At 60.0% G+C, this 24,970-nt stretch carries 28 protein-coding genes; 22 read left to right on the forward strand and 6 right to left on the reverse strand.

Features of this window, described 5'->3' with window-relative positions:
* Positions 1–2 precede the first annotated feature (2 nt).
* The 6 genes from truA (at position 3) to secG (ending at position 2,645) form a co-directional block, all read left to right on the forward strand.
* Positions 3–761, forward strand: a complete 759-nt coding sequence (gene truA, locus D5261_RS17180) for a tRNA pseudouridine(38-40) synthase TruA (RefSeq protein ID WP_119322373.1) — start codon at positions 3–5, stop codon at positions 759–761.
* A gap of 57 nt (positions 762–818) precedes the next feature.
* On the forward strand, positions 819–1,250 hold the full coding sequence (gene rplM / locus D5261_RS17185) for a 50S ribosomal protein L13 (RefSeq protein ID WP_119322372.1): 432 nt from the start codon (positions 819–821) through the stop codon (positions 1,248–1,250).
* 10 nt (positions 1,251–1,260) lie between these two features.
* A complete protein-coding gene (rpsI, locus tag D5261_RS17190) occupies positions 1,261–1,656 on the forward strand; it encodes a 30S ribosomal protein S9 (RefSeq protein ID WP_119322371.1) in 396 nt (131 codons plus the stop codon).
* 177 nt (positions 1,657–1,833) lie between these two features.
* Complete coding sequence (locus tag D5261_RS17195) at positions 1,834–2,217, forward strand: Sec-independent protein translocase subunit TatA/TatB (protein ID WP_119322370.1); 384 nt, start codon at positions 1,834–1,836, stop codon at positions 2,215–2,217.
* Positions 2,214–2,408 carry a twin-arginine translocase TatA/TatE family subunit gene (locus D5261_RS17200; protein WP_119322369.1) on the forward strand — a complete coding sequence of 65 codons (195 nt, stop codon included), beginning with the start codon at positions 2,214–2,216 and terminating at the stop codon, positions 2,406–2,408. The genes D5261_RS17195 and D5261_RS17200 overlap by 4 nt, the downstream gene beginning before the upstream one ends.
* 3 nt (positions 2,409–2,411) lie before the next feature.
* Entirely contained in the window at positions 2,412–2,645 is a 234-nt protein-coding gene (gene secG, locus D5261_RS17205; RefSeq protein ID WP_119322368.1) for a preprotein translocase subunit SecG, read from the forward strand.
* A gap of 75 nt (positions 2,646–2,720) precedes the next feature.
* Here secG and D5261_RS17210 read toward each other — a convergent pair whose 3' ends face one another.
* A complete protein-coding gene (locus D5261_RS17210) occupies positions 2,721–2,882 on the reverse strand; it encodes a hypothetical protein (RefSeq protein WP_165864325.1) in 162 nt (53 codons plus the stop codon).
* Positions 2,883–3,122: 240 nt separating this feature from the next.
* On the opposite strand from D5261_RS17210, the gene D5261_RS17215 reads away from it, so the two are divergent.
* The 3 genes from D5261_RS17215 to D5261_RS17225 all read left to right on the forward strand — a co-directional run bounded on the left by D5261_RS17215 (position 3,123) and on the right by D5261_RS17225 (position 4,689).
* Positions 3,123–3,359 (forward strand): hypothetical protein, encoded by a 237-nt coding sequence (locus D5261_RS17215; RefSeq protein ID WP_119322367.1) that lies wholly within the window; start codon positions 3,123–3,125, stop codon positions 3,357–3,359.
* 43 nt (positions 3,360–3,402) lie between these two features.
* Complete coding sequence (locus D5261_RS17220) at positions 3,403–3,987, forward strand: hypothetical protein (protein WP_119322366.1); 585 nt, start codon at positions 3,403–3,405, stop codon at positions 3,985–3,987.
* Between the two features lie 105 nt (positions 3,988–4,092).
* Complete coding sequence (locus tag D5261_RS17225) at positions 4,093–4,689, forward strand: NUDIX hydrolase (protein WP_165864324.1); 597 nt, start codon at positions 4,093–4,095, stop codon at positions 4,687–4,689.
* A 94-nt stretch (positions 4,690–4,783) separates the two neighbouring features.
* On the opposite strand, the gene D5261_RS17230 is transcribed toward D5261_RS17225, so the two are convergent.
* The 5 genes from D5261_RS17230 to D5261_RS17250 all read right to left on the reverse strand — a co-directional run bounded on the left by D5261_RS17230 (position 4,784) and on the right by D5261_RS17250 (position 9,158).
* Positions 4,784–5,782 (reverse strand): ROK family protein, encoded by a 999-nt coding sequence (locus D5261_RS17230; RefSeq protein ID WP_165864323.1) that lies wholly within the window; start codon positions 5,780–5,782, stop codon positions 4,784–4,786.
* Between the two features lie 152 nt (positions 5,783–5,934).
* Positions 5,935–6,762 (reverse strand): ABC transporter permease, encoded by an 828-nt coding sequence (locus D5261_RS17235; RefSeq protein ID WP_119322364.1) that lies wholly within the window; start codon positions 6,760–6,762, stop codon positions 5,935–5,937.
* A complete protein-coding gene (locus D5261_RS17240; RefSeq protein WP_119322363.1) occupies positions 6,759–7,736 on the reverse strand; it encodes an ABC transporter ATP-binding protein in 978 nt (325 codons plus the stop codon). The genes D5261_RS17235 and D5261_RS17240 overlap by 4 nt, the downstream gene beginning before the upstream one ends.
* Positions 7,737–7,796: 60 nt before the next feature.
* A complete protein-coding gene (locus tag D5261_RS17245) occupies positions 7,797–8,723 on the reverse strand; it encodes an ABC transporter permease (RefSeq protein WP_119322362.1) in 927 nt (308 codons plus the stop codon).
* A 21-nt stretch (positions 8,724–8,744) separates the two neighbouring features.
* Positions 8,745–9,158: a GntR family transcriptional regulator gene (locus D5261_RS17250; RefSeq protein ID WP_119322361.1), complete on the reverse strand. Its 414-nt coding sequence runs from the start codon at positions 9,156–9,158 to the stop codon at positions 8,745–8,747.
* Positions 9,159–9,252: 94 nt separating this feature from the next.
* Here D5261_RS17250 and metH point away from each other — a divergent pair, with 94 nt between their 5' ends.
* From metH to D5261_RS17315, 13 genes are all read left to right on the forward strand, one after another.
* Complete coding sequence (gene metH, locus D5261_RS17255) at positions 9,253–12,936, forward strand: methionine synthase (RefSeq protein ID WP_119322360.1); 3,684 nt, start codon at positions 9,253–9,255, stop codon at positions 12,934–12,936.
* Between the two features lie 336 nt (positions 12,937–13,272).
* Positions 13,273–13,704 carry an NADH-quinone oxidoreductase subunit A gene (locus tag D5261_RS17260; RefSeq protein ID WP_119322359.1) on the forward strand — a complete coding sequence of 144 codons (432 nt, stop codon included), beginning with the start codon at positions 13,273–13,275 and terminating at the stop codon, positions 13,702–13,704.
* Positions 13,695–14,168, forward strand: a complete 474-nt coding sequence (locus tag D5261_RS17265) for an NADH-quinone oxidoreductase subunit B (RefSeq protein WP_119322358.1) — start codon at positions 13,695–13,697, stop codon at positions 14,166–14,168. The genes D5261_RS17260 and D5261_RS17265 overlap by 10 nt, the downstream gene beginning before the upstream one ends.
* 17 nt (positions 14,169–14,185) lie before the next feature.
* The gene (locus D5261_RS17270; protein WP_119322357.1) at positions 14,186–14,788 is read left to right on the forward strand and encodes an NADH-quinone oxidoreductase subunit C; all 603 of its coding nucleotides are present in this window, start codon (positions 14,186–14,188) and stop codon (positions 14,786–14,788) included.
* A gap of 20 nt (positions 14,789–14,808) precedes the next feature.
* Entirely contained in the window at positions 14,809–16,062 is a 1,254-nt protein-coding gene (gene nuoD / locus D5261_RS17275; RefSeq protein ID WP_119322356.1) for an NADH dehydrogenase (quinone) subunit D, read from the forward strand.
* A 52-nt stretch (positions 16,063–16,114) separates the two neighbouring features.
* Positions 16,115–16,588: an NADH-quinone oxidoreductase subunit NuoE gene (gene nuoE / locus D5261_RS17280; RefSeq protein ID WP_119322355.1), complete on the forward strand. Its 474-nt coding sequence runs from the start codon at positions 16,115–16,117 to the stop codon at positions 16,586–16,588.
* Between the two features lie 23 nt (positions 16,589–16,611).
* Complete coding sequence (gene nuoF / locus D5261_RS17285) at positions 16,612–17,961, forward strand: NADH-quinone oxidoreductase subunit NuoF (RefSeq protein ID WP_119322354.1); 1,350 nt, start codon at positions 16,612–16,614, stop codon at positions 17,959–17,961.
* 10 nt (positions 17,962–17,971) lie between these two features.
* Positions 17,972–19,933, forward strand: coding sequence for an NADH-quinone oxidoreductase subunit NuoG (gene nuoG, locus D5261_RS17290; protein WP_119322353.1), 1,962 nt, complete (start codon positions 17,972–17,974; stop codon positions 19,931–19,933).
* An 11-nt stretch (positions 19,934–19,944) separates the two neighbouring features.
* Positions 19,945–21,360 carry an NADH-quinone oxidoreductase subunit NuoH gene (gene nuoH, locus D5261_RS17295; RefSeq protein ID WP_245992583.1) on the forward strand — a complete coding sequence of 472 codons (1,416 nt, stop codon included), beginning with the start codon at positions 19,945–19,947 and terminating at the stop codon, positions 21,358–21,360.
* A 5-nt stretch (positions 21,361–21,365) separates the two neighbouring features.
* On the forward strand, positions 21,366–21,833 hold the full coding sequence (nuoI, locus tag D5261_RS17300; RefSeq protein WP_119322352.1) for an NADH-quinone oxidoreductase subunit NuoI: 468 nt from the start codon (positions 21,366–21,368) through the stop codon (positions 21,831–21,833).
* 41 nt (positions 21,834–21,874) lie between these two features.
* A complete protein-coding gene (locus D5261_RS17305; RefSeq protein WP_119322351.1) occupies positions 21,875–22,387 on the forward strand; it encodes an NADH-quinone oxidoreductase subunit J in 513 nt (170 codons plus the stop codon).
* 3 nt (positions 22,388–22,390) lie between these two features.
* Positions 22,391–22,738 carry an NADH-quinone oxidoreductase subunit NuoK gene (gene nuoK, locus D5261_RS17310; protein WP_119322350.1) on the forward strand — a complete coding sequence of 116 codons (348 nt, stop codon included), beginning with the start codon at positions 22,391–22,393 and terminating at the stop codon, positions 22,736–22,738.
* Positions 22,739–22,817: 79 nt separating this feature from the next.
* Positions 22,818–24,941: an NADH-quinone oxidoreductase subunit L gene (locus D5261_RS17315; protein WP_119322349.1), complete on the forward strand. Its 2,124-nt coding sequence runs from the start codon at positions 22,818–22,820 to the stop codon at positions 24,939–24,941.
* Positions 24,942–24,970: the final 29 nt, after the last annotated feature.

The raw sequence follows: 24,970 nt of genomic DNA on the forward strand, positions 1-24,970 counted from the left end.
GCATGGACCAAGCGGCGCGGATCTTAAAGCTCACGGTGGAGTACGACGGGACGGATTTCTTCGGCTACCAATCACAGGGAGCGGGAGAGCGGACCGTACAAAGCGTGCTACAGGAAACCGTGAGCAAGATCGTGGATCACCCCGTGATTCTCCACGCCGCTGGCCGCACCGATACCGGAGTGCACGCGCTGGGGCAGATCGTCTCCTTCCAGACTACTGGAAAGATCCCGACACAGCGTCTCGCGATCGCACTCAATAGCACCTTGCCGCGCGATTTAGCCGTCGCCCGCGCAGAGGACGCGCCGGAAGGGTTTCACGCCCGTTTCTCGGCGCGCTCCAGGACTTATGGCTACTTGCTCTCGACCCGGCGCACGCGCTCCGCGGTGTGGGGCCGTTACAGCCTGCATTGCAGGCGACCGCTGGATCGCGCGGCGATGCGCGCCGCGGGCGCCATGTTCGTAGGAACGCATGATTTTGCGGCCTATGCGCGCGGCGGCGGCAGTCCGGGACCGACGACGGTACGAGACCTGACGCACTTGTCGATCCGTCGCTTCGGCGACGATCGCCTTCTGGTGATTGTGACGGCGAGTGGTTTTTTACGAACCATGGTCCGAAATATCGTCGGAGTGCTGGTCGCCGTGGGATCGGGAGATTTGGAGCCGAGCGCGGCTCGCGAGATACTGGATACGAAAAACCGCATTGAGAACCCCGTGGCGCCGGCGGCGCCGCATGGTCTGTTCCTGATGCGCGTGCAATATTGAATCGATCCATATGATGGATTATTAATCAATCCGAGTATTGATTACGGAGAAGGATAAATGACAACTTTTAGCGCTAAGCCGGCGGACATGGAAAAAAGCCGCCAGTGGATTGTGCTGGACGGAACCAATCAATCCGCAGGTCGCCTGGCGGCCGAAGCGGCGCGATTGCTTCGCGGTAAGCACAAGCCGGAATTCACCCCGCACGTCGACTGCGGCGATCATGTGATCATCATCAACGCCGATAAGGTCCGCCTGACCGGCAACAACAAAAAAGACGAGCCGATCTACCGGCACACGCTTTATCCCGGCGGTATCCGCAGCGTTACTCGCGGCCGCGAGCTGGAGAAGAGCTCGGTAGACGCCCTGCACCGCATCATCAAAGGCATGCTCCCCCACAACACGCTGGGCGCGAACATGCTGAAGAAGCTGCGCGTCGTCGCCGGCCCGGAACATCCGCATCAGGCTCAGAAGCCGACTCAGACTGCATAGGAACGATTCAATGGCAACCACCACACGCTACTACGGCACCGGTCACCGCAAGAACGCCACCGCAAAGGTTTGGCTGACTCCGGGTGAAGGTAATATCGTCGTCAACAACAAGCAGCCGCTGGCTTACTTCGGCCGCGTGACCCTGGAGGCGCTGATCCGTCAGCCCCTGGAAGTCACCGAGACCCTGGGTAAGTTCGACATCTGGGCGAAGACCCTGGGCGGCGGCATCTCGGGACAGGCCGGCGCAATGCGCCACGGCATCTCGAAGGCCCTCGTCGAGGCTGATCCCGACCTGCGCCCCGCGCTGCGCAAACTTGGCTTCCTGACCCGCGACCCGCGCGTCAAAGAGCGGAAGAAGGCCGGACGCAAGCGCGCGCGCCGCGGCTTCCAGTTCAGCAAGCGTTAATCCAGGCAAATTGCCGCAAGGGCATTCCGATGCTCGCAGTGGTATGCGTCGTCGCTTGAAAATGGCGTTCCACTTTGGAACGCCATTTTTCGCAACTGGCGCAAGCATAAATATTTCGTCGCGTCACCGCGTGAACTTTTTGCCGCTTGCGCCAGTATATATAAGCGAGGTATGATTATGCCGATTGCATTTGGCCTTGGGGCGCCTCCCGAGTGGATCATTATCTTCGCTGTCGCTCTGATCGTTTTCGGCCCAAAGAAGCTGCCTGAAGTCGGCAGGCAACTCGGGCAGGCGATGAAGGAGTTTCGAAAGATCGCAGATGAACTCACCGGCGCCGTGCATTCCGTGCGCGACGAGGTGACCAGCGTGGCGACCACGGCGCGGACGGATGTCGAGAGCGCTTATCGCGGCGCGGACCGGTCTCCGGCGATCGATCAGCGCGACCTGATGGCTCCCGCGTTTCCGGAAACCAAGTCCGCCGATCGGCCCATTGCTTTGAAGCTTTCCACGGCTCCTATCAGCGACGCCGCGCGTGACCCGCAAAGTGAGGAACATTCATGACACCGTTAGCATTTGGACTGGGCGGTCCCTGGGATATTGCAATTGTCGCTCTCGTTGTCGTTTTGCTGTTTGGCGGCCAAAAGCTGGCTGGCCTGGGCAAATCGATGGGCGAGGGAATCAAAGAGTTTAAGAAGGCGACGCGCGACGAGGACGAGCCGGCCACGGTCGTCGTGAAGCCCGAGGAGAAGTAGTCAATGGAAGTGGTCAAGATAATCCTGCTGGTGATCCAGGGATTGATCAGCGTGGCGTTCGTCTTTTTGGTGGCGACGCAGACATCCAAGAACGAGGGCTTTGGAACGATCGGCGTGCAGACGCCGGCGAACTTCAAGGGGATGCCTGGCTACGAAGAGCGCATGCAGCAGTACACCCGCAATCTGGGCATTGCGTGGTTCGCGGTCGCGCTTCTCGTCGCGTTCGTTTATCGGTAAAAGAAAAAGCGCGTTCCTGAGCAGTCTTTGCTCGGGAACGCGCTCTCAATAATGATTGGGTTGCGTCGGGGGCGATTAGGCCGCGCGGCGCTTCTGTTCATTCTGACGATTTCGCCATTCGTCGATATCGATCACGACGGCCGTGCTCTCCTGTGGCTCCGGACGAGCCGTCGCGGTAATGTACGCATAGAATGCTACGGCGCTGGCGCAGTAGCCTGCGATAATCCATAAAAACATCAACGTTCTCTCCTCCCCGCCTTCGGTAATTTGCTTAACATCATTATTGGCTTATTACCCGAAAAAGTTCTCACTTAATTATACGGTGTTTTTGCAAGAGTTCGTTTCTATTTCAAAGAATCTCACCTCATGAGATTCTTTCAACTTCACTTTTCCCCCTCTCTCCAAACTGGTCTCACGCGTCTCCCCCTGGGATATACTATATCTGTGACGATTGATCGGGTTTAGCGAGGTTAAAGAATGACCATGAAGGACACATTTTTAGAAACGAATGCAGTGGTGGAAAGCGTGCGGCAGGCGTTCGACGGCGAGTCGAGCCGCCCTCAGTCGGAGTGGGTGCGCGGCAAGTGCCCGAAGTGCGGTGACGACCTGGTGTCGAACTGCTACTATGTGGGCGGCCGCGGTTACCTGATCTGCTGGGAGTGCTGGTCGTCACTGGGCGGCGAGCCGCAGTGCAATTACCGCAAAATTCTGTAAACGCCAATTTTTGAGTATGGACACGGTTTAAGGAGATAATTCGATGAGCAACTATGACAACAACCAGGGCGGCGAAGTGAGCAAGATCCAGATCTATCGCTTCGTGGCTAAAGATAATAAGATCCTCGATATCACGGACATGCTGGCGTACGATGTCAAGCGCAGCAAATTGTCGATCACCCTCGTAGAGTTCGACGACAACTGGGCCGCCACGCGCCGCGTGCGCCATTATGTGGACGCCGACGACATCAAACTCGTCTGCTACGACATCCTCTCCGGCCAGTTCACGGCCTTCGAGGATCACAAGGGGACGGCGGGGCAGGACTACACCGAAGCCCGCGTCCTCTCCCTAAAAAAGGAAACGAAGTACCGTCAGCCTTACGTCCTGCGTGTCGACAACGGTCAGGGCGAGGTTCAGGGGCAGGGCCAGGTCAAGATGGTGAAGGCGACCGACAGCCTCACCATCCAGATGACAGAGTTCGAGGCGCGAAAGATGGCCCTGGTCATTCAGGACTATATCGCTCAGTGGGAAACGATCAACTTCCGCAAGCGTCAGGACGCGCGGACGGTGACGTTTACGCCCAGCCAGGAAGATCACCGCAAGCGCGACCACGCTCTCGCGGCCTAGTTTGAGATCATCAAAAGAAACGGGGAGGCATTCGCGATGGAAATCGCGAATGCCTCCCCGTTTTTTCTTGACAAACGCCCTGCGATGCTTCTACTATATTCCTCTATGGAAGAACACAAAACCCCTTGGAAAACCGTGGGCAGCCGCGAAGTCTACGTTAACCCCTGGATCCGCATCCGCGAAGATCATGTCATCCGTCCCGACGACAAGCCCGGCATCTACGGCGTCGTCGAGTTTCAAAACTACGCGCTCGGCATCGTGCCCGTCGCCGATAACGGCGACACATGGCTCGTGGGACAGTGGCGCTATCCGCTGGACCTTTACTCCTGGGAGATCCCGGAGGGCGGGGGACCGCTGAGCATCCCGCTGATCGACAGCGCGAAGCGTGAGCTGCACGAAGAAGTGGGTTTGGCCGCCGCCGAATGGATCGATCTAGGCCTGTTCCATCTGTCCAACTCCGTAACCAATGAAGCAGGACGCGTGTTCCTGGCGCTAGGATTGACGGAGGGCGACGCCGAGCCCGAAGGGGATGAAGTGCTTCAGATCTGGCGTCTGCCGCTCACGGAGGCGTACGCGATGGCGATGGATGGTCGGATTACAGATGGGGTGAGTATTATCGGACTGACGCGGGCGGTGGAGTATTTGCAAACCCACCCCGGCCCTTCGGGCCACCCCTCCCACCAGGCTGGGAAGGGTTGGTGAGATTGCCTCTAACGAAAGTCGACTGCGAAATCGATCCTATAAACCCTTCCCAGCCTGGTGGGAGGGGTAGCCCGAAGGGCCGGGGTGGGTTTGCCTACTCCGCTCCGCCGAGCAGCTGGAGCACCAGGGCCGCGCCGCCGAGGATGCCGGCATTGTCGCCGAGGCCGGCGGGGACGATGGTGCAGCTGCGGGAAAGGGAGCGAATGGCGCAGGCGTAGGTGGTGCGGCGGATCGGATCCAGGATCAGCTCGCCGGCCTGGGCCACGCCGCCGCCGATAACGATCATCTGCGGGTTGAAGAGGTTGATCAGGCTCGCAAGGGTGACGCCCAGGTAGTAGCCCGTTTCTTCAAAGACTTCGATCGCGACTTCGTCACCGGCTTCGGCGGCCTGCGCGATGATCGCGGGCGTCAGCATGAAGCGGTCGTAATCGACCAGCGTTCCCAGAACCGTCTTGCGGCCTTCCTGGATTTTGCGCGCGGCGCGCTCGACGATCGCGCTGATCTGCGCTTCGCCCTCAATGGCGCCGAACGACGTGTTGCCGCCGCGTCCGCCGGCGTTCACGATCACGTGGCCAACTTCGCCCGCGCCGCCGTCCGCGCCTTCCAGCAGCTTGCCGTCGATGATGATGCCGCCGCCGATGCCGGTGCCCAGGGTGATCATGATCAGGTGGCGAACGCCGCGACCCGCGCCGAAGGCGTATTCGCCCAGAGCGGCGAGGTTCGCGTCATTGCCCAGGAAGACCGGCAGGCCCAGCGCTTCCTGCACTGGAGCGGCGATCTGCACGCCTTTCCACTGATCCTTGAAGTTCGGCGCCCATAGCACCATCCCTTCCTTCGCCTTCACATGGCCGGGCACGGCGACGCCGACGCCCAGCACCTGATCGCGCGAAATGCCCGCTTTCTCGATAGCGTTCTCCGCCGCGAGCACGATCTGGGCGCACGTCTGCGCCACGCCGTCCATGGCGTACGAAGGCAGATTATCCCCGCGACCCACAACCTCTTCCGTCTCACGCTTGATCACCGCCGCGCGGACATTCGTCCCGCCCAGATCCACACCTATCACATAAGGCTTTTCAGCCGCAGATATCGCCATTTCGCACATGTCTCCTAGTAACATCGGGGAAATTTTGACTTCAGTATGGCTGTCTCTGGCGGCTATGTCAAGCGCCTCGGGCGAAAATGCGCAAGGGCAATCACCGGACGCCTATCGGTATTCGAGACGCTTGCCTGGCGGCGTGAAGTTCTTCATGAAATCGTCTTTGCTGGCAGGGACAAATACATTCCCGCCGCCACAATCGCGCTCACGAGCGCCCAGAGAGCGAGAGATTTCCCGAGCAGAAGAAAACGCTTTTTCGAACGCAGCGTTTCGCCGTTGACGAAAATGTAAAACGAAGCGGCAAAAAAGGCTGGCGGAATAAGTGACATCAGTATCCACGATACGAGAGCAACAAAAGTGCTGTTTGTGAGGAAATATCCCGTCGCAAGATTAATCGTTTCCGCAACGACCCCTGGGACGCAGATACAAGCGGCGATCGACAGCAGAGCGCTGGCGAGCGCCCCGTCCAGCAGCAGCGAAACCGTGAGCGATACCGCGAAGCATCCGATCGCAATGAGAACAGGCGAACCCAAGCTGGTCCAAAAGGTACTGGGATCGTGGAGCGCCCCTAACACTGTATGCAGTTGCGCCGCCCCGTTCTCGTGGGCGAGCGAGGTGATTGCGGAGACGGATAGCACGCCAAAGAACGTTGTGAAAACGCCGGTAAGTCCCGCGATGACTTTGGAAAGCCAGATCGTATTTCTTCGAACCGGGAGCATCGTGAGGAACGAAAGCGTTCCAGAACCGATTTCCCCGCAGAAGAGGCTGGACCCACACAGGGCGCTGGAGATGAAACAGCAGACCATCCCCATTCCCAGCAGCGCATTCACGCTGAATGGGAGAAACTCTGGATGTGCGCCGCGTCGTTCCTGAAAATCCCAAAGCGCCCAGCAGATATTTGCCAGGATGAACAAAATCGTCATTCCCAAAGGAATGATTCTGATTTCTCGTAATTCTTTCCGGATCAGCGTGTTCATGCGCGTCCTTCCTCCTTCGCCACCAGGGCGACAAAAATCTCTTCCAGGCTGAGATCGACTGCTTCTTTGACCGAGCCGCTGAAGAAGGTTTTCGGCGGCGTCATCTCATCGTAGTCCTGAACCGTGATCAGCCATTCACGGCCGGCGCTGCGCGCCGTCAAGACATTCGGCGACTGGCGCAGCGTCGCCTCTTCTTCGTCCATTCCCGCGACGCGCAGCATCTTCACGGACCCTTTGATCGAATCAACGGGAGCTTGAAGCAGAAGACGGCCGTTGTGCAGGATGCCGACCCAGTCACAGAACCGTTCGATCTCGTGGATCTGATGGCTGGCGAAAAACACCGTGCGGTTCGATCCGTGCAGGGCGTCGATCACGGTGCGGTCGAACTCGGAGCGCGCGATGGCGTCCATGCCGGAGGTGCATTCGTCCAGCAGGACCAGCTCCGGGTCGTGCGCCATGGCGATCACGAGCGCCAGGAGGGCGATGTTGCCGCGCGACAGCTCCCGGACTTTCTTTGTGCGGTCCAGCCGAAAGGTCGTCACCAAACGCGATTCGTCTTCCATGGACCAGTTACGATAGTGCGGGCTGACGAATCGCAGCGTCTCCTCCACGGTCATCCAGTCGTACATCGGCAGGCGCTCGGGAATGTAGCCGACACGCTGGCGCAGCTCCACGCCGTCGCGGACTGGGTCCAGGCCAAGGACGCGGATCTGCCCGGCGGTGGGCTGTAAGATCCCAAGCATCAATTGGATCAGCGTGCTCTTGCCCGCGCCGTTACGCCCCAGCAGCGCGTAGACCGATCCACGCGGGACATCAAGATCCAATTCCTTCAGGACCGAGGTTTTTCCGAACGATTTCGAGAGGCCGTGGATCCGAAGCGCATCGGGGGCGCTTGCGAGTGTGGGAGACAGCAGACCGGCGTCGGCCTTGGATAGATCGATAGGGTGCGAGATCGAGAGCGATTGACGGTGCATATGACGGTCCTCCGAAGCCAAGCAGCAAGTGTCGTATTGTCCATGTCGGCATGAGCGTTTTTATGGTCGCATGAGCGCGGGATGTATGTGGAACAGAATGACCATATAGAGACTGTACGCCGCCGCGCCGACGGATGCATACACCGCCGTCCATTTGCTGATAACGCGCAAGGGGATCAGATAGCGTCGCCGCGATCGTTCCGTACTGCCAAATGACGAGTAAGCGATTTGCAGGGCAATCGCGGCAAGTGACAGCAGTCCGACTCCAATCGCAATCACGAGAGGCCCCGGGTTCTCCAGAGTCGCCAGCAGAGGCAAATAGAAATCAAATTCCCGAAGAGTAATCAGATGGTTTTGATAGTCCGAGACTTTCTGGCCCAACGCGGCGTTCAGCAGACTCCCCAGCCCGAGGACGGCGCCGAATATCGCCAGGCATGAGCCGATGGAAAGCACTACGCTGTTAAACGTTCGATCGCTCAAGCAGGATGCGGCGTAGGAAACGGCGTAGACCGCCGTGAAGACGCCCAGCATCAGGATTGCCGTCAGCAAAAGCCCGATGGCGGAGCCGTGAATGTCGAGTGCGGCGGCCGCCCAGCCGAAATTGGCCCATACAAACGCCTGTCCAATGATTGCAATCCCCAGGAGCGCCGTCACGGCGCCGGCGAAGCCAACTCCGACTTTGACCAGCCAGAGGGATCTTCTCGAAATTGGCAGACCGGTGAGGAACGACAGTGTTCCCCGGCTCGCCTCGCGGGAGACGATGCCTCCGCCGCAGACTACCGCCGCGAGAAGACTGCACGCGGCGCCCATCAGCTCGATTGAGTGCAGCGTATAAATGCCTCCGGGCGGGGTGAGGCGATTCCCGGTGGCGTGATCGGCAAGGTACTGAACCTCAATCAGAAACAAGTTCATGGCGAAGAAGATCAAACAGAACGCCGCCGGCGTCATGCGCGTCTCTCGCCATTCCTTCCAAATCAATCTCTTCATACTCCTGGTCTCCTCATTGGTCTACTTCGATGGAGCGAGTTCAATCGATTGTTCGGCGTTCGCCATCTCCAGCAGCCGCTCTTCCAGAAGCATCCGCACCTCATCGGCGTCCAGATCCACATGGTGCGCCTCCACGAGCGCCCGGTCGAGCAGAGCGGCGACGCGGTCGCGGCGGGCGCTCAGGCTGAGCACCGGTTCGGCGGCGCTGACAAAGCTGCCGAGGCCGCGACGGGTCTCCACCACACGCTCACGCTCCAGCTGCTGGTAGGCGTGCGCGATCGTATTGGGATTGACGACCAGCTCCGACGCCAGTTCGCGGACCGTGGGCAGCCGGTCGCCAGCGCGCAGAGCGCCGCCGGCGATCATGGTTTTGACCTGATCGACGATCTGCAGATAGAGCGGCGAACCTGATGATTGATCCAGACGAATATACATAACTTTGTTCGTTCTTTGTACTAGTTCACTAGTACAATATCACAGGAAGCGCGATCTGTCAAGGGGTGAATCGCGATGTGCTATAATAACGGCTATGGCAGATATTCGTGAAGAACTTAAAAAGCGCATCCTCGTGATCGACGGCGCCATGGGGACGATGATCCAGCGGTACAAGCCGACGGAAGCCGACTATCGCGGCGAGCGGTTTGCAAACCATCCGGTGGATCTGAAGAACAACAACGAAGCGCTGATGCTCGTGCGCCCGGAGATCATTGAAGAGATCCACATGGCGTATCTGGACGCCGGCGCGGACATCATCGAAACGAACACGTTCAACGCCAATTCGATCTCCATGGCGGATTTCGAGATGGCGGACCTTGTCCGTGAGATGAATTTCGAAGCGGTCGCGGTCGCGCGGCGCGCGATTGACAAAGCGATGGCGGCGGATCCATCGAAGCCGCGCTTTATCGCCGGCGCGCTCGGCCCCTGCACGCGCAGCGCCACGGTCATCGAAGACTCGAATAACCCCGCGTATCGCTCATTTACGTTCGACGACTTTGAAGCCACGTACTACGAACAGGCGAAGGCGCTGCTGGACGCCGGGACGGATCTGCTCCTCTGCGAGACGACGTTTGACACGCTCAATCTGAAAGCCGCGCTATTCGCGATTCAGCGCTTGTTTGACGAGGGCGAGCGTGTCGTTCCCGTCATGGCGTCACTGAGCATTACGGATCTTGGCGGCGGAAACCTCACGGGGCAGAACCTGGAGGCGATGTGGAACTCGATCGCCCACGCGCCCTTGCTGTCCGTCGGCTTGAACTGCGGCTTCGGTCCGGATGTCTATCGTCCCTTTGTCGAAGAGATCTCGCGGATCGCGCCGATCTTTGTCAGCATCTATCCGAACGCGGGCCTGCCGAACGCCCTGGCCGAGACGGGATTTGACCTGGATGAGCCGCAGATGACGCCGTCGATCCGAGAGTGGGCGGAAAACGGCTGGCTGAATATTATCGGCGGCTGCTGCGGCACGACGCCGGAGTTTATCCGTGGTTTCGCCAAAGCCGTGGAAGGCTTGCCGCCGCGCGTGCCGCCCGTGATCGCGCCGGAGATGAGGCTGAGCGGGACGCAGGCGTTCAATGTCGGCGAGGACACCCTGTTCGTCAACGTCGGCGAGCGGACCAATGTCACGGGGTCGCCTAAGTTCGCCAAGCTCATTCTCGCCGGCGACTATGAAGCCGCGCTCACCGTGGCGCAGCAGCAGGTGGACAACGGCGCGCAGGTGATCGACGTCAATATGGACGAGGGCCTTCTGGATTCGGAAAAGGCGATGACGACCTTTTTGACCTTGATCCAGGGCGAGACGAATATCAACAAAGTCCCGATCATGGTGGACAGCTCCAAGTGGTCCGTTATTGAGGCGGGATTAAAAGCGCTGCCGGGTAAGGGAATCGTCAACTCGATCAGCCTCAAAGAGGGTGAAGAGAAGTTCAAGGAACAGGCGAAGCTTGTCAAGCGCTACGGCGCCGCCGTGGTCGTGATGGCGTTCGACGAAGTGGGGCAGGCGGACAGCGAAGACCGCAAGGTGGAGATCTGCACCCGCGCCTACAATATCCTGACCCAAGAAGTCGGTTTTTTGCCGCAGGATATTATCTTCGATCCGAACATTCTGACCATCGCGACGGGCATCGAAGAGCACAACAACTACGCCGTCGACTTTATCAACGCGACACGCCGGATCAAGGAAACCCTGCCGCTGGCGAAGGTGAGCGGCGGTGTCAGTAATCTGTCCTTCTCGTTCCGGGGCAACAATGTCGTCCGTGAGGCGATCCATTCGGCTTTCCTCTACCATGCGATCAAGGCTGGTCTGGACATGGGCATCGTCAACGCCGGCATGCTTGAAGTCTACGAAGCGATCCCCAAGGATCTGCTGGGGCTGGTGGAAGACGCGCTGTTTAACCGCCGGCCGGATTCGACGGAGCGACTGCTGGAGTTCGCCGAGGGCCTGAAGGGCGTCAAGGGCAAGGTCGTCGTCAAGGACGAAGCCTGGCGCAATGAAACCGTCGAGTCGCGACTCTCCTATGCGCTGGTGAAGGGCGTCACGGAATACATCGAAGCCGACACCGAAGAAGCGCGCCTGAAGTATGACAAACCTTTGGAAGTGATCGAAGGGCCGCTGATGGCCGGCATGAACGTGGTCGGCGACCTCTTCGGCTCCGGCAAGATGTTCCTGCCCCAGGTCGTCAAGAGCGCCCGCGTCATGAAGCGCGCGGTCGCCGTGCTGATGCCGTATATGGAGGCGGAGAAGCTCGCCAGCGGCAACACGCAGGCGCAGGCCAAGGTGCTGATGGCGACGGTGAAGGGCGATGTCCATGATATCGGCAAGAACATCGTCGGCGTCGTCCTCGGCTGCAACAACTACGATGTGATCGACATGGGCGTGATGGTTCCGTCGGACAAGATCCTGGCGGCGGCGATCGAGCAGGAGGTCGATATTATCGGCCTCAGCGGCCTGATCACGCCGTCGCTGGATGAGATGATCCATGTGGCGAAGGAGATGCAGCGTCAAGGCTTCACCAAGCCTTTGCTCATCGGCGGCGCCACGACGAGCCGCACGCACACGGCGGTGAAGATCGCACAGGCGTATGAAGGCCCGATCGTGCATGTGCTGGACGCCTCCCGCGCCGTCGGCGTGGTGAGCAATCTCATCAGTGACGACCTTCGTCCGGATTTCGTGGAGAAGAACCGGGCCGAGCAGGCGGCGACGCGTGTGACGTTCGCCAACAAGCGCAGCCAGAAAGACACGCTGCCCTTCGAAGCGGCGAAAGCGAACCGTACGCCCATCGTCTGGTCTCCAGAGGATATCGCGAAGCCCGAATTTACCGGCGTCCGCGTTCTCAAGGACTTTCCGCTCTCCGAGCTGGTCCCTTATATCGACTGGGGCCCATTCTTCATCGCCTGGGAGCTGCACGGCAAATATCCGGCGATCTTCGAGGACGAGATAGTCGGCGAGCGCGCCAAGGAACTGTTCGAGGATGGTCAGGAAATCCTGAAAAAGCTGCTCCAAGATGGACAACTGAAGGCGAGCGGCGTCTACGGATTCTTCCCCGCGAACAGCGTCGGCGAGGACATTGAACTCTACACCGACGACACGCGCACGGAAGTCTTAACGACGATCCACGCCCTGCGCCAGCAGACGCCCAAGACCAGCGGCGAGTCGAACAAGTCGCTCTCCGACTACATCGCGCCGCGTGAAACCGGCCTCGCCGACTACCTCGGCGCCTTCGCCGTCACGACCGGCCTCGGCATCGAACCCATCGTCGCCCAGTACGAACGCGATCTGGACGACTACAACGCCATCATGGTCAAAGCCCTCGCCGACCGCCTCGCCGAAGCCTTCGCCGAGTACCTGCACGCCCAGGCCCGCCGCGACTGGGGCTTCGGTGTGAGCGAGAACCTGACCAACGAGGACCTGATCCGCGAACGCTACCGAGGAATCCGCCCCGCGCCGGGCTATCCCGCTTGTCCGGACCACACCGAATCGAAAACAATGTTCGAATTGCTATTGGTTGAGGAAAATACGGGTATCACGTTGACGGAAAGCATGGCGAAGTATCCTACGGCGTCCGTCAACGGCTGGTACCTCGCGCATCCCGAAGCAAAATACTTCGGGGTGGGGAAGATCGGCAAGGATCAGGTCGAGGATTACGCAGGGCGCAAGGGGTGGGATTTGAAGACGGCGGAGTACTGGCTGTCGCCGAATTTGAATTATGATCCGGAGTAGGGAGCCTTCGCGCCCCTCTCGGCAAACCCACCCCCGCGCTTCGCGCCCCCTCCCGCCGCCGGGAAGGGTGATTTCAGAGCGTGTTATCGCAGGCGGCCTTCGTCAGAGGCAATCTTACAAACCCTTCCCGGCGGCGGGAGGGGGCGCGCGAAGCGCGGGGGTGGGTTTGCCGAGAGGGGCGCGAAGGCTTGGGGCCAAGTAGGCGAAAATCCGCCTCCCAAAAACCCAGCAACCGACCGGGAACCCCGCGCCCGGATTTCGCGTACGGACGCCATTGACAAAGAGAATGAGATTGTGACATAATTCACATAGCTCATTTTGAGAGGAAATGCGACGATGCCGCCTACGACAAGCGCCTCACCATTTGGCGAAATCACGCCGAACCTTCACTCCGTCGGGGAGTTTCTCCCGCTGCTGATCCTTCTGGTGGTCGCCTTCCTGCTCGCGTCGGTATTGGTCGGCCTTTCCTGGATTTTGGGGCCGAAAAAGCCGTCCGCCGCGAAGCTTGCTTCCTACGAATGCGGCGTGGACCCGGTGGGTTCGGCGCGCGAACGGTTTCCTGTCAAGTTTTACTTGATCGCGATGCTGTTTATTGTCTTCGATATTGAGACCGTCTTTCTCTATCCGTGGGCTGTCACCTACAGCTACCTGCATGGTCTGCCCAATGGCGCGCAGATCTTCAGCTTGAGCGAGATGTTCGTCTTTATCATCATCCTCTTTGTCGGTTACATCTATGTGTGGAAGAAGGGCGCTTTCGAATGGGAGTAGAACAAAACCTCGGAGTCCTGACCGTGCCGCTGAACAAAGCGGTCAACTGGGCCCGCAGTAATTCCGTTTGGCCCGCGACGTTCGGTTTGGCCTGCTGCGCCATCGAAATGATGGGCTCGACCAACTCACGCTACGACCTCGCGCGCTTCGGCAGCGAGGCGTTCCGCGCCTCCCCCCGCCAGGCGGACCTGATGATCGTCGCCGGCCGCGTCTCCAAAAAGATGGCGCCCGTCCTGCGCCAGATCTACGATCAGATGCCCGAGCCCAAGTGGGTCATCTCGATGGGCGACTGCGCCTCCTGTGGGGGCGTCTTCAACAACTACGCCATCCTGCAAGGCGTGGACCAGATCGTCCCGGTAGACATCTACGTTCCCGGCTGCCCGCCGAACCCCGATGCGCTGATCTATGGGATCAATCAGCTGCAAAAGAAGATCCAGCGCGAGCACTTCAGCGACCGCCGCTAGTCTTAGGATAACTTGCCATGGTAGATTTTAATGTCCGTTTGGGGTTGACGCCCACCGACCTGGAGCTCCGTGAGATCCAGACGAAGCGTCCCGCCGAGTTCGAAGCGCTCAACGCCGACGATAGCCCGGAGCTGCGCCTGCTGGAAGAGCAGTTCGCCGGTGAGATCGTCTCGTCGCGCTTGTTCCGAGGCGAAAAGACCATCACGGTCAAGAAAGACAAGATCGTCGCGATCGCGAAGGCGCTGCGCGATACGCATGAGACGGCTTACAACTATCTCTCCGACCTGACCTGCGTCGATCTGCTCAAGGTCAATAAGACCGAGGAAGAGCCGCGCTTTGAGGTTCTGTACAACCTCTATTCGCTGGCGACGTTCGAGCGCCTGCGCTTGAAGGCCCAGGTCACCGAGGACGATCCCACAATCGACACCGTCGAGTCCGTTTGGCCGAACGCCAACTGGAACGAGCGCGAAGTCTACGATATGTTCGGAATTACCTTCAACAACCACAGTGATCTTCGCCGCATCTTGATGCCCGACGATTGGGTGGGGAACCCGCTGCGTAAGGACTATCCGCTGGGCGGCGAAGAAGTCGAGTTTACGTTCAACGTGCGTGGGCGCTAATTAGTAGAAAGAAATTCAATATGGCGACAACTGAGCGCGATTTGAAGGAACGGGCGATCGAGGCGAAACTCGGCGCAGGCGTGGATGTTCAGCGGATTCAGGAAGACGATCGGGATCTGATGATCGTCAACATGGGCCCGCAGCACCCGTCGACGCACGGCGTTTTGCGTCTCGTCGTGGAGCTGGACGGCGAGAACGTCCAGAAGGCGACGCCGCATATCGGTTACCTCCATACGGGTCTGGAAAAGACCATGGAGTCGATGACCTATTACAAGGCGCTGACCATCACTGACCGCGAGGATTACCTCTCGAACCTGATGAACAACCTCGCCTATTCGCTGGCGGTGGAGAAGCTGCTGGACGTGGAAGTTCCGCCCCGGGCGCGTCGCCTGCGGCTGATCCTCAACGAACTGGAGCGGATCGCGTCGCACCTGCTGTGGCTCGGCACGCACGCGCTGGACATTGGGGCGATGACGCTCTTCTTCTACACCTGGCGTGAGCGCGACGCCATTCTGGACATGAAGGAAATGCTCTCGGGCGTCCGCATGATGACCAGTTGGATCTGTCCCGGCGGCCTGCGCGGCGACGTTCCTGATGGCTGGTTCCACAAGGTCGGGAAGTTCGTCGACGCCTTCCCTAAGAAGCTGTCTGAGTACAACAACCTGATCTCCAAGAACCCGATCTTTGTCGAGCGGCTTTCCAATATCGGTATTATCAAGGCGGAAGACGCGATTGCATGGGGTATGAGCGGCCCGTCGCTGCGCGGTTCGGGCGTCGCCTGGGACCTGCGCAAGTCTAACCCGTACACCGGCTACGATGAGTTCGAGTTCGATATCGCGGTCGGCCAGAACGGCGATGTTTACGATCGCTTCCTGGTTCGCATGGAAGAACTGAAGCAGAGCCACCGCATTCTGGTGCAGGCGCTGCGCGACGTTCCCGGCGGTCCGGTGATGACCAGCGACCGCAAGGTGGCGCCGCCGCCGCGCGCCGAGCTGGACACCTCGATGGAAAGCTTGATCCACCACTTCAAACTTTTCACCGAAGGATATCACCCCCCGATCGGCGAAACCTACGCGGCCGTCGAGAGCGGACGCGGCGAAAAGGGCTACTATATCTATAGCGACGGTTCGGGAATCCCGTACCGCGTGAAGATCAAGGGACCCAGCTTCAACAATCTTCAGGCGCTGCCGAAGATGGTCGAAGGACTGATGATCGCCGACGTCGTCGCCGTCATTGGCTCGATCGACATCGTTTTGGGAGACATCGACCGCTAATCAGCGCGGCGCCGGGCGCGATGAGCGCGATGACGAAACTCGTTTAACACCTATGCTCACTGAAGAAGTTTACAAAAAGATCGATACGCTGATCGCGAAGTACCCCACGAAGAAGGCGGCTCTGCTGCCGGCGCTGTGGGTCGCGCAGGCGGCAAACGACAACTGGCTGCCGCGCGAAGCGATGGCCGATGTCGCCAAATATCTCGGCCTGGCGCCGGCGTATGTCGAAGGTGTCGCCACCTTCTATACGATGTACAACAAGGCCCCGGTCGGCCGTCATCACCTGGAAGTCTGCCACAACATCGTTTGTATGGTGGTTGGCGCCGATGAGCTGATCGACCACATCGGCGGAAAGCTGGGCGTCGGGCGCGGCGAGACCACACCGGACCGCAAGTTCACGCTGAACACCGCCGAATGCCTGGGCGCCTGCGCGAATGCGCCGTGCATGATGGTGGGCGACACCTACTACGAGGATCTGACGACCGAGAAGGTCGACGAAATCCTCGCGGATCTGGCGCGTAAGTAATTAGAGAAGGTTCCATCACCAAGATGCCTAGTGAACAGCCACAATATTTGTACAAGTACCGTCAAGTCCCGGGGATCGACGACATTGACGTCTACCTGAAGCACGAGGGATACAACGCGGTCCGCAAGGCCCTGACGATGGATCAAGAAGCCATCATCAATGAGGTCAAGCTTTCGGGACTGCGCGGCCGAGGCGGCGCCGGATTCCCGACGTTCATCAAGTGGAACGGCATCCCGAAGAACTGGGACAAGCCGCACTACCTGGTCGTGAACGCCGACGAAGGCGAGCCGGGCACCGCGAAGGACCGCGACCTGATGAACGCGCTTCCTCACCTTTTGGTGGAAGGCTGCATTATCTCCTGCTGGGCCATCCGCTCCAAGGCGTGCTATATCTACATCCGCGGCGAGTATATCCAGCCGGCCCGCCAGATCCAAAAGGCCATCGATCAGGCGTACGCCAAAGGCTTCCTCGGAAAGAATATCTTAGGCAGCGGCTTCGATCTCGATATGTACGTGCATATGGGCGCCGGCGCCTATGAGTGCGGCGAAGAGTCGGCGCTGATGTCCAGCTTGATGGGCGAGCGCGGCATGCCCCGGCACAAGCCCCCGTCGGCTCCATTGCCCGTAATCAGCGGCGTCTGGGATTCCCCGACGATTGTCAACAATGTCGAAACGATCGCCACAGCGGTTCCGATCATCAACATGGGCGGCGCCGAGTATGCGAAGGTCGGCACCGGCACTCCCGGCGCGGGCCCGGCGAGCCGCGGCACCAAGCTGATCACGCTCAGCGGACATGTGAAGAAGCCCGGCAACTATGAGATCGTACTGGGCACTCCGGTCCGCGAGATCATCTATGAGATCGGCGGCGGCATCAAGAACGATAAGAAGTTGAAGTTCTTTATCCCGGGCGGCTCCTCGACCCCGCTGCTGCCCCCCGAATTCTTGGACACGCCCTACGACTATGAGGCGCTGGGCAAGACCGGATCGCTGCTTGGATCGGGCGCGTTGATTGTGTACGATGAGACGGTGAGCGTTCCCGCGCTGATGACTCGTCTGATGCACTTCTACGCCCATGAAAGCTGCGGCAAGTGTACGCCGTGCCGCGAGGGGACGAACTGGCTGGTCAAGATCCACGACCGCATCATGGCGGGCGGCGGCCGGCCGGAAGACATCGACCTTCTGCTCGATATCTCGAACAATATTTTCGGACGCTCCTTCTGCGCGCTGGGCGACGCGGCGGCGATGCCGCTGGCGGGCTTCTTTGCGGGCAAGGGCGCGATCTACTACTTCCGTGAAGAGTACGAAGAACTGATCCGTAACGGCGCCGGCGGCAAGAAGCGCGCGTTCGCGCCGCTGCAGATGGCGGGGGTTTAAGGAAGCACGTATGGCAGACACAGCGACTGCGCCGGCCGCGCCTCAGGAGGCTCCGGCGGTTGAACTCGTCAATCTGACGATTGACGGCACAAAAGTGAGCGTTCCGAAAGGGACGCTCGTCATCACGGCGGCTTTTCAGGCCGGCGCCGATATCCCTTATTTCTGTCACCACCCACGGCTGAAGCCGGCGGGCGCCTGCCGCATGTGTCTTGTCAAGATCGAGAAGATGAACAAGATCCAGACGGCCTGCACCGTACCGGTCGCCGAGGGCATGGTGGTGGACACGATCTCGCCCGAAGTCAAGCAGGCGCAGAGCGGAATTCTGGAGTTTCTCCTGATCAACCACCCGCTGGACTGTCCGATCTGCGATCGCGGCGGCGAGTGTCCTCTTCAGAACATGACCTTCCAGTACGGTCCGGGCGTCACGCGTTTCGTCGATGAGAAGCGTCACTTCCCGAAGGCCGTTCCGATCTCGGAATATGTCGTTCTGGACCGCGAGCGCTGTATCCAGTGCGCGCGCTGCACCCGTTTCACCGAGGAGATCTCGGGCGATGGCGAGCTCGCCATCGAAAGCCGGGGCAATTCGGCGATCATCTCTCCATTCACTCCCGAAGGCTTCAAGAGCAAGTTCAGCGGCAACACGATCGAGCTTTGCCCGGTCGGCGCCCTGACCTCGCGCACCTATCGCTTCGCGGCTCGCCCGTGGGAGTTCCAGTCGCAGGACTCGATCTGCTCCATGTGCGGCGTCGGCTGCTCCATCGCCGTTCAAACACGCAATGGCGAGCTGATGCGCGTGAACGGCCGGCTGAACGAGGAAGTCAACGAAGAGTGGACCTGTGACCGGGGCAAGTTCGAGCAGTACTGGGTCAACAGCACGGACCGCATCAACGAGCCGCATCTTCGGATGGCCTCGCAGCTGCGCCGCGTGACCTGGGGCCAGGCGCTCGACGCCGTCTCGAAGACGCTCAAGGATTACGCCGCGACCAACCCGAACAGCGTCGCCGGCATCGCGTCCCCGCGCTGCTCCAACGAAGATCTGTATCTGTTCCAGCGTCTCTTCCGCAACGGTCTGGGTACGAACAATCTCGACCACCGCACGAACGACGCGCCGTACATCCCGATGCAGACCAGCATCGCGGAGGTCGGAACCGCGAAGACGATCGTTGCGGTCGGCGCCGAGATCGACGATGTGCTTCCCGTTCTGTGGCTACGCGTCTACAAGGCGATCTCCAAGGGCAACGCGAACTACTTCCGCAATGACGACGTGAAGTCCACGGAAGTGGCCGACGCGATCGCGCTTGGCGCCGGAACGATCGTTCTGGCCTGGCACAACATTCCTGTCGCAGATATCGAAGCCCTGCGCGCGGCCTGCGCGGCGTCCGGCGCGAAGCTCAATGTGCTTCTTCCCGACGCCAACTCGGTGGGCGCCGTCAACATGGGCGTCCTTCCGGACCGCCTGCCGGCGCTGCAAAGCGTCAGCAACGGCGCGCGACCGGTGTATGAGACGTTGTGGGGCGGTCCGCTGCCGGCGGAGCCCGGCCTGGACACGCGCGGCATCCTCGAAGGCTGCGTGAATGGGACGATCAAGGCGCTTTATTTGATGGGCCCGGATCCGCTGAAGAACTTCGCGGATCAGGAGCTTGTCGCGAACGCGCTCAACAAAGTCCCGTTCCTGATCGTTCAGGACCTGTTCAACAATGGCGCGGGACGTCAGGCCGACGTCTTCCTGCCCTCCTGCTCGTTCATCGAGAAGGAAGGCACCTTCACCAACATCGAAGGCCGCATCCAGAAGTTCAAAAAGGCGATCGAGCCGCGCGGCCAGAGCAAGCCCGACTGGCAAATCGCCGCCGATCTGCTGGTCCGATTGGGCAAGCATGTCCCGTACATCTCGCCGCGTGATATTGCGCGCGAGATCGCTCAGGTCGCCGCCGCGAAGGCTGCGCCTGTCAGCGCTGTGGAAACGGCGTCGTAGGCAAAACATCCATGACACCCAATCTGTTCTTTCACTATTTCTTTAACGTCGATCCGGCGCACACAGGGACCGGCAACATGCCGGCCGAGTACTGGTGGATCGACCTGATCCGCATCGTCGTGCGCGTCCTCGTCGGACTGTTCGCGATCCTGCTGGTTGTTCCCCCGCTGGTCTGGTGGGAGCGCCGCCTGCTCGGCTTCATGCAGCAGCGCCAGGGACCGAACCGCGTTGGACCGTTCGGACTTTTGCAGACGATCGCCGACGGCGTGAAGCTTCTGCTCAAGGAAGACATGAACCCGACGAACGTGGACGTCGTCCTTTTCGTCCTCGCGCCGATCGTCTTCCTGATTCCCGCGCTGGTGACCTCCGCTGTTGTGCCGTGGGGACCGAGCCTGACCTGGGGCGCTTCCGCGCCGAACGTCAGCGTTGGCGTCCTTTACCTCCTGGCCTGGGGATCGCTGGCGGTCTACGGCGTCGTGCTGGCCGGCTGGGCGTCGAACAACAAGTATTCGCTGCTGGGCGGCCTGCGCTCCTCGGCCCAGATGATCTCTTATGAACTGGGCATGGGGCTGGCGATCGTGACGGTCGTTCTGCTCACGGGCAGCCTGAGCATGCATGACGTCGTCATGCAGCAGGGTTTCAGCAGTCTGGGGCTTCCGGAGTGGAACTTGCTGAAGTTCTTCCCGATGGGCTTTGTCGCGATGCTGATCTACGCGATCTCGATGCTCGCCGAAACGAACCGCGCGCCGTTCGACCTTCCTGAGGCCGAAACGGAGCTGGTCGCCGGCTATCACACCGAGTACACCTCCATGAAGTTCGCCATCTTCTTCATGGCGGAGTACGCGAACATGATCGTCGTCAGCGCGATCTGCGCGACGCTCTTCTTCGGCGGTTTCCATGCGCCGCTGCTGTGGCTGGACGGATCATTCCTCGGCCCGCTGGTCGGCAAGAGCAGCCCGCTGCTCGGCGGCATTGTCGCCGCGCTGGTTCCGGTGATCTGGCTCGTCGCCAAGATCCTCTGCGGCCTGTACTTCTTTATCTGGGTCCGCGCCACCATGCCGCGCCTTCGCTACGATATGCTGATGCGCGCCGGATGGCTCGGCGTCCTGCCGATCGCCTTGGGCAACATTCTGATGGTCGCCATCGCGATGGCGCTGGGATACCCGGCGGGATTGATCGCCTGGCTCGTCGTTTTCGGGATCGCCTTTGTGGTGTTCGCCGGAAGCAAGGCGGCCAACAGCTTTACCACGAACTCCCGCCGCGACACTACCGTCCGGCTTTACGGTGAGGCTCAGCCGTATCGCACCGTTCCCGAGCACTCGGGACATGGCGCGCAGACTCTGCCTCCGAACGCGCTGAGCGAAGCGGCGCTCGCCGCTGCGGCCCAGGCCCCTCTTGACGATGCGTTCGCCGCAAAGAAAGGTTAACTCCCATGGGACTCTGGGATAACATCAAAACTCTGGGTCAGGAGGCGAAAGCGCCGCTGACCGGACTGGGAATCACGCAGGGCTACTCCAACAAGGAGCGCGTGACGATCGAATATCCGGATGTACGCCGCCCGATGCCGCGCCGCGCGCGCTGGCGCCACGTACTCAACCGCTACGAAAACGGCATGGAGAAGTGCATCGGCTGCTCGCTGTGCGCCGGCTCCTGCCCCGCGAACGCCATTCTGGTGGTCGCCGCCGAGAACACCGACGAAAATCGCCGCTCTCCGGGGGAACGGTTCGCCGCGCAGTACGAAATCAACATGCTGCGCTGCATCTTCTGCGGCTATTGCGAGGAAGCATGTCCGACTCAGGCGATTCAGCTAAAGGACATCTGCGAGCTCGCGGACGATAACCGCAAGGATCTGATCTACACCAAAGAGATGATGATCGTGCCGGATCCGACCAAACCGTAGCGTCGCCCTGCGGCGACGCTGAGAACAACGAAAAACAGCTTATGTCTGGACAACTTATTCTATTCGGCCTGCTGGCGGCCATCGCGGTCGTCTGCGGCCTGTGCATGATCCTGAACGACAATCCGGTGCGCAGCGCGCTCTTTCTCGTGATGCTGCTGTTCAATGTCGCCATCCTGTATGTGACCTTGAATGCGGCGTTCATCGCGGCGGTGCAGGTTATCGTCTATGCGGGGGCTATTATGGTCCTCTTTATATTCGTGATTATGCTGCTCAATCTCGGCACGCCGGAACAGGTCATCGATCACTTGAAGCCGCAGAAGGTTCTGGGACCGATCGCGGGCGTCCTGCTGGTCGGCCTGCTCGCGAGCGCCGTGGTGGCGGTTCCGATCGGCCATGGCGGCCAGCCGCTCAGCACGGGCACCATCGGGCCGTTCGAGATCGGTCTGGCGCTGTACTCGCCGACGAACTACTGGCTTTTCCCATTTGAGGTCGTCTCGATCCTGCTGCTCGTTGCGGCGATCGGCGCCGTTATGCTGGCTAAGCGGAGGATTTAGCGCATGGTTCCCGCAGTCCCTTTAAACTACTATCTGGTGCTCAGCGCGATCTTGTTCACCATTGGCGTCGTCGGCGTTTTGATCAAGCGAAACCCGATCACGATCTTCATGTGCGTCGAGCTGATGCTGAACGCGGTGAACATTACCCTGGTGGCGTTTTCGCGCTACCAGAGCACGCTGACGCCCGCCGGCGGATACGCCAACCCTCGCTTTATCGACGGTCAGATGATGGTTCTCTTCGTCTTCGCCGTCGCCGCCGCCGAAGTCGCGGTGGGCCTGGGCATTCTGGTGTCTATCTTCCGCAATAAGATGTCCATCAACGTGGACGAAATCGATTTGATGAAGGGCTAACACAGCCTTTCTTTCGGGGGCTGTGCAGCCCCCGTGTTTCTGGGGCCAGCGAGCCCTTGTTTTTCGGAGTGACAGCGCAATGCCAAACTTGTCCGACCCGTATATAATCGCCTGGCTCATTCCGCTCTTTCCGTTGATCGGCTTTTTGATCAATGGAGCACTTGGCGGCACGGCCACGAAGAAGCTCGCGGGTATTATTGCCACGGCGGCCGTCTTCGCCTCTTTCTTCGTCGCCGTCACTCTCTTTTTGAAGGTGCAGGCGTCTCCGGAAGACGCTAAGCAGCATCTGGCGTATCTCATGCCCTGGTTCAGCATTCCCGGGATCGGCGGCATTCCGCCGTTCCAGGTGAACTTTGAACTGCTGGTCGATCCGCTCTCTGTCCTGATGATGCTGATTATCACCGGCGTCGGCGGTCTGATCCACCTTTATTCCATCAGCTACATGGCGGCGGACAAGGGCTTTGCGCGCTTCTTCACCTACCTGAACCTGTTCGTCTTCTTCATGCTGCTGCTGGTTATGGGCAACAACCTGCTGATCCTGTTTATCGGCTGGGAAGGCGTCGGTCTTTGCTCCTACCTGCTGATCGGTTTCTTCTATGAGAAGAAGTCGGCGGGGGACGCGGCGAAGAAGGCGTTTATCGTCAACCGTATCGGCGACGTCGGCGTGCTGATTGGCATGTTCCTGCTGTTCCAGCACTTCGGAACGCTGGACTTCTATCACGCGACTTCCGGGACGTCGGCGTCTCTGGTGGGCGCGGGAACGGGCTTCGTTCAACTGGCGCTTTCGCACCCCGAGATGATCGGCGGCGCGGCGACGCTCGCGTGTTTGATGCTGTTCCTCGGCGCGACTGGTAAGTCGGCGCAGCTGCCGCTCTACAACTGGCTCCCGGACGCGATGGAAGGTCCGACACCGGTGTCGGCGCTGATCCACGCCGCGACGATGGTCACGGCCGGCGTCTATATGGTGTCCCGCACCCACACGCTCTTTGAGCTGTCGGATGTGGCGATGGGCGTCATCGCCTTCACCGGCATCGCGACGGCGCTGTTCGCCGCGACGATCGGTCTGATGCAGAACGACATCAAGCGAGTCCTGGCGTACTCCACGGTCTCGCAGCTTGGCTACATGTTCGCCGCCTGCGGCGCGGGCGTCTTCGCCGCCGGCATGTACCATGTGATGACACACGCATTCTTCAAAGCGTGTCTCTTCCTTGGCTCCGGTTCGGTCATCCACGCCATTGAGCATGCGATGCACGCGCAGCATGGTCATGGACACGGCGATGCGCACGAAGAGCATGGCGATGCGCCGCACGGTCAGGTTCTCGCGAACGCCGGCCCCGATCCGAACGATCCGCAGGATATGCGCAATATGGGCGGCCTGCTGGGACGCACGAAGATCACGGCAGGCACGATGATCATCGCGACGCTGGCGATTGCGGGCATTGTTCCCTTCGCCGGTTTCTGGAGCAAGGATGAGATCCTGTGGCGCATGTTCAATGTGCACTCCGATCTTCATGGCCTGTTCTACGGTGTCGGCGCTGTGACCGCTCTGCTGACCGCGTTCTACATGTTCCGCTTGATTTCCAAGACCTTCCTGGTCGCCCCTCAAACGGAAGCCGCGAAGCATGCGCATGAATCCAGCCCGCTGATGACAATTCCGCTGGTGATCCTGGCGGCTCTGTCCACCCTGACCGGCTGGGCGGTGCTGAAGTATGAGGACTTCTCCGAGTACCTGGCGCCTTCCGTCACAACAAAGGATTACGCGCCGACGCTGCTGCAGCCGTCGCTGGAGCATCCGCTGGGCTATGGTCTGATGATCGTCATTCTGGTGATCATCGGGATCTGCATCAGCATTTACCGCAGCAAGCCCAATGGCGAGCTGATGTCTCCGCAAGCGCGCGCCGACCGGCACCTGTTCAGCCCCGGCTGGTATAACTGGGTGCTGCTCAACAAGTACTTTGTCGATGAGGCTTACAATTTCTGGTTCGTCCATCTGGGCAAGAAGTTCTCTTACTGGCTGTGGAAGACGTTCGACGTCGATGTCGTGGACGGTATTGTGAACGGGGTGGGCGCGCTCACCGGCTGGACCGGCTCCAAGCTGCGGTTGGCGCAGAGCGGCTATGTCCGCAACTACGCCTTCTCCATGGTCATCGGGATTATTCTCGTCCTGTTCATCGTCTTCCAACGGTCAGGACACGGCTGGTAGGCGCGAATAGCGCCCGCCGCCTCTTTCAG

Source organism: Capsulimonas corticalis, assembly GCF_003574315.2.
Taxonomy (GTDB): Bacteria; Armatimonadota; Armatimonadia; order Armatimonadales; family Capsulimonadaceae; genus Capsulimonas; species Capsulimonas corticalis.